This window comes from Bradyrhizobium genomosp. III, from assembly GCF_000261705.1.
GTDB classification, from domain to species: Bacteria; Pseudomonadota; Alphaproteobacteria; order Rhizobiales; family Xanthobacteraceae; genus Bradyrhizobium; species Bradyrhizobium ottawaense.
In genome coordinates this window covers 1-2,737 of the sequence record NZ_AJQF01000372.1, presented here as the reverse complement: position 1 = coordinate 2,737, position 2,737 = coordinate 1, and the positions used below count along the sequence as shown (strand labels likewise).

The following is a 2,737-nucleotide window of genomic DNA, read 5'->3' as shown; positions in this document are numbered from 1 at the left end:
GGCAGCCGCCGCCGCGATCATGGCGATCGTCTTGTTCATTATGTTCCTCCCGCACGAGCTCGTTGTGTGAGTGGCTCGTTGCACGCCTAGATCACGACTGCACCGACGCGAAGTCAAGCGCGGGCAGGGCATGTCTGGGACGTGCCGGACGCGGCGGTGCCTTATCGTGCTTCGCCTGCATGCCACAGCGCGTCGAGGCCGCGCCGATAGGTCGGGTGGACAAGCGTGACGCCGAGCTCGCACTTCAGTTTTGCGTTGGAGACGCGGGCGCTGCTGGCATAGAAGCTGCGGGCCATCGCCGACATCTCGGCCGTCGCGAACGCCTCTTCCGGCGGCGGCGCAACGCCCATCAGTTTCGCCGCATAGGCGATCACGTCCTGCGGCGGCGCCGGCTCGTCGTCGCAGACGTTCCAGATGCCGCCGCTTCCGTGGGGAATGGCGGCCATGATCGCACTCGCGATGTCGTCGACATGGATGCGGTTGAAGACCTGGCCCGGCTTGATGACGCGGCGGGCTGTCCCACCCCGCAGTGTCGCCAGCGCGTTGCGGCCGGGGCCGTAGATGCCCGCAAGCCGCAGGATGGCGGCATCGCCGCGGGCCATGTCCATCCAGGCCTGCTCGGCGGCAACCCGCATGCGGGCGCGGTCGAGCGTTGCCTGCGGCGGAGTACTCTCGTCGACCCAGCCGCCGCCGTGATCGCCGTAGACGCCGATGGTGGAGAGATAGACGATCTTGCGGCGGCCCGTCGCCAGCACGTCGCCGAACGCGGCGATGGCGGGATCGCCGCTGCTACCGGGCGGGATCGATATGAGAAGGACATCGGCCTCGCGAACTTGCTCGACCGTCTCGCGTGCAGGAGGCTCGCCCGAAAAGGCATGCACCTCGATGCCGGCGAGGTCATCCCGCTTTCCGGGATCGCGCACGGTGCCGGCGATATGCGAGAAGCTGCCGCCATGTGTGCGGACGAAATGCCGGGCACTATAGCCGAGGCCAAGGATGAAGAGCCGCATGCGTCTCCTGTGCAGGTCGAAAGTTCCCGTCCGCGCCGTCGCGCGTCGTTTGCTCATAAGAGATTTTTGGGTCCGGCAAAAGATATTGCGATTTGTCTCACCTCCTGCCTTGGGCGATGTTCGCCTGTCACAGGGAGGCATCGATCATGCAGGCAGAAGCGCTCGCCTTGGGGCCGCCGGATGCCAATGAGCTGGTCCGGCGCGCGGCCGCGCTGATCTTCGACGTCGATGGCACTCTGGCCGAGACCGAGGAGCTGCATCGGCAGGCCTTCAACCATGCCTTCGCGCACCACGGTCTCGACTGGCAGTGGGACCGCGCGGTCTACAAGGACCTGCTGCGGGTGACCGGCGGCCAGGAGCGCATGCGCGCCTACCACGGAAGGCTGCGGAACGTCCCGCCGCTGCCGGACGAGGACATTGCCGCGCTTCACCGCATCAAGACCGCGCATTACGCCGAGCTGGTCGAAACCGGCTGCTGTTCCTTAAGGCCGGGCGTGATCGAGCTGCTCGCTGCGGCGAAGGCGCGCGGCCAGCGGCTTGGGATTGCGACCACGACCTCCCACGGCAACATCGATGCGCTGCTGTCGCAGGCGCTGGGGGCGGGTTGGGCTGCGCAGTTCGACGCCATCGTCGCCGGTGACGATGTCAGGCACAAGAAGCCGGCACCGGACGTCTATCTGGAAACGCTGGCGCGGCTGCAACTCGGCGCGGCCGACTGCGTGGCCATCGAGGATTCCGCCAACGGGCTGATTGCGGCCTCACGCGCCGGCATTCCGGTTCTGATCACCCGGAGCATGTTCTTCGCGGATGATGATTTTTCCGCGGCGCGGGCCGTGCTGGATGACCTGTCGGAACTCGGGGTCGCCAAACAAGAAACTGAAAAACAACCCCATGCACAGTAGCTCACGCCCGCGGGTCCCGCCGCGTTCAGTGCACGCGGTGGCTCGCTCTATCGTCTTCAGCCTGCTCGACAATCTGCGCGATCGGGCTCGATTGGTGATGCACTAGCAGCCACTCGTCGCCGACGCGGCGAAAATGGTTCGCCGCGGCCAGGGCGGTGCCGTCGACGATCTCGATGCAGAGCACGCGGGCGCTGTCGCCGTCGACGATGACCTGCGGCTCGGCGCAGACGATCTGCGGCCGCTCCGGGTTTTGCAGGATGTCGCGCCAGCTTCCGATCACCGTGGCGCGCCCGATGATGGCCGGCCAACCGGGATGGATGCAGGAAATGGCGTCGTCGTCCACCCACAACCGTTCCATGCCGTCGAAGTCGCCGGTCGAAAACGCGGCGTAGAAGGCCGCGTTGGCGGCGATGATCTTGCTGTCCTTTGCCATCGCTCTCGGGTGGGGCAAGGACAGGCAAAAATCAAGCGCGACTTCCGTTCGACCTTGTGTCCGATTTGGACCGCAGTGCAGCATTGCCCGCTCAGTGGTCAGGCCGCGACGAGCGTCTCCACGGCCCGCCGCGCACCATCCTTGTAGAGACGGCCGAGCGCCGTGGTCACGGCCTCGCGCAGGCGCGGCTCGGACCCCAGCGGCCCGAACACCTTCTGAACCCCGAGCAGCGCAGGCGCGAGCCGCTCGGCAACGGGCCCCGCCTCGCGCGCCAGCGCGGCGAATTCGGCGGCGAGGGGATCGCGCACGTCGATGGCGCGGCCCTGCTCGTCGAGGCCGCTGACGTAGCGCATCCAGCCGGCCACCGCGAGCGCATGGGTCGAGATCGGCAG

3 protein-coding genes and 1 pseudogene are annotated in these 2,737 nt (G+C 67.1%); 1 reads left to right on the top strand and 3 read right to left on the bottom strand.

The features are described from left to right. Window positions 1–161: 161 nt before the first annotated feature. The gene (locus IC66_RS0129965; protein WP_038950140.1) at window positions 162–1,010 is read right to left on the bottom strand and encodes an SDR family oxidoreductase; all 849 of its coding nucleotides are present in this window, start codon (window positions 1,008–1,010) and stop codon (window positions 162–164) included. A 146-nt stretch (window positions 1,011–1,156) separates the two neighbouring features. Here IC66_RS0129965 and IC66_RS0129960 point away from each other — a divergent pair, with 146 nt between their 5' ends. After that, window positions 1,157–1,912: an HAD family hydrolase gene (locus tag IC66_RS0129960; protein WP_049806670.1), complete on the top strand. Its 756-nt coding sequence runs from the start codon at window positions 1,157–1,159 to the stop codon at window positions 1,910–1,912. Window positions 1,913–1,937: 25 nt separating this feature from the next. Here the strand turns inward: IC66_RS0129960 and IC66_RS0129955 are convergent, their stop codons facing one another. Next, window positions 1,938–2,345 (bottom strand): nuclear transport factor 2 family protein, encoded by a 408-nt coding sequence (locus IC66_RS0129955; RefSeq protein ID WP_038950138.1) that lies wholly within the window; start codon window positions 2,343–2,345, stop codon window positions 1,938–1,940. A gap of 98 nt (window positions 2,346–2,443) precedes the next feature. Further along, window positions 2,444–2,737 (bottom strand): annotated as a pseudogene (locus tag IC66_RS0129950) (mannitol dehydrogenase family protein); the annotation flags it as partial.

Coding starts and splice junctions, on each gene's coding strand:
- IC66_RS0129965 (WP_038950140.1), bottom strand. CDS start 1,010: ATGCGGCTCTTCATCCTTGGCCTCGGCTATAGTGCCCGGCATTTCGTC.
- IC66_RS0129960 (WP_049806670.1), top strand. CDS start 1,157: ATGCAGGCAGAAGCGCTCGCCTTGGGGCCGCCGGATGCCAATGAGCTG.
- IC66_RS0129955 (WP_038950138.1), bottom strand. CDS start 2,345: ATGGCAAAGGACAGCAAGATCATCGCCGCCAACGCGGCCTTCTACGCC.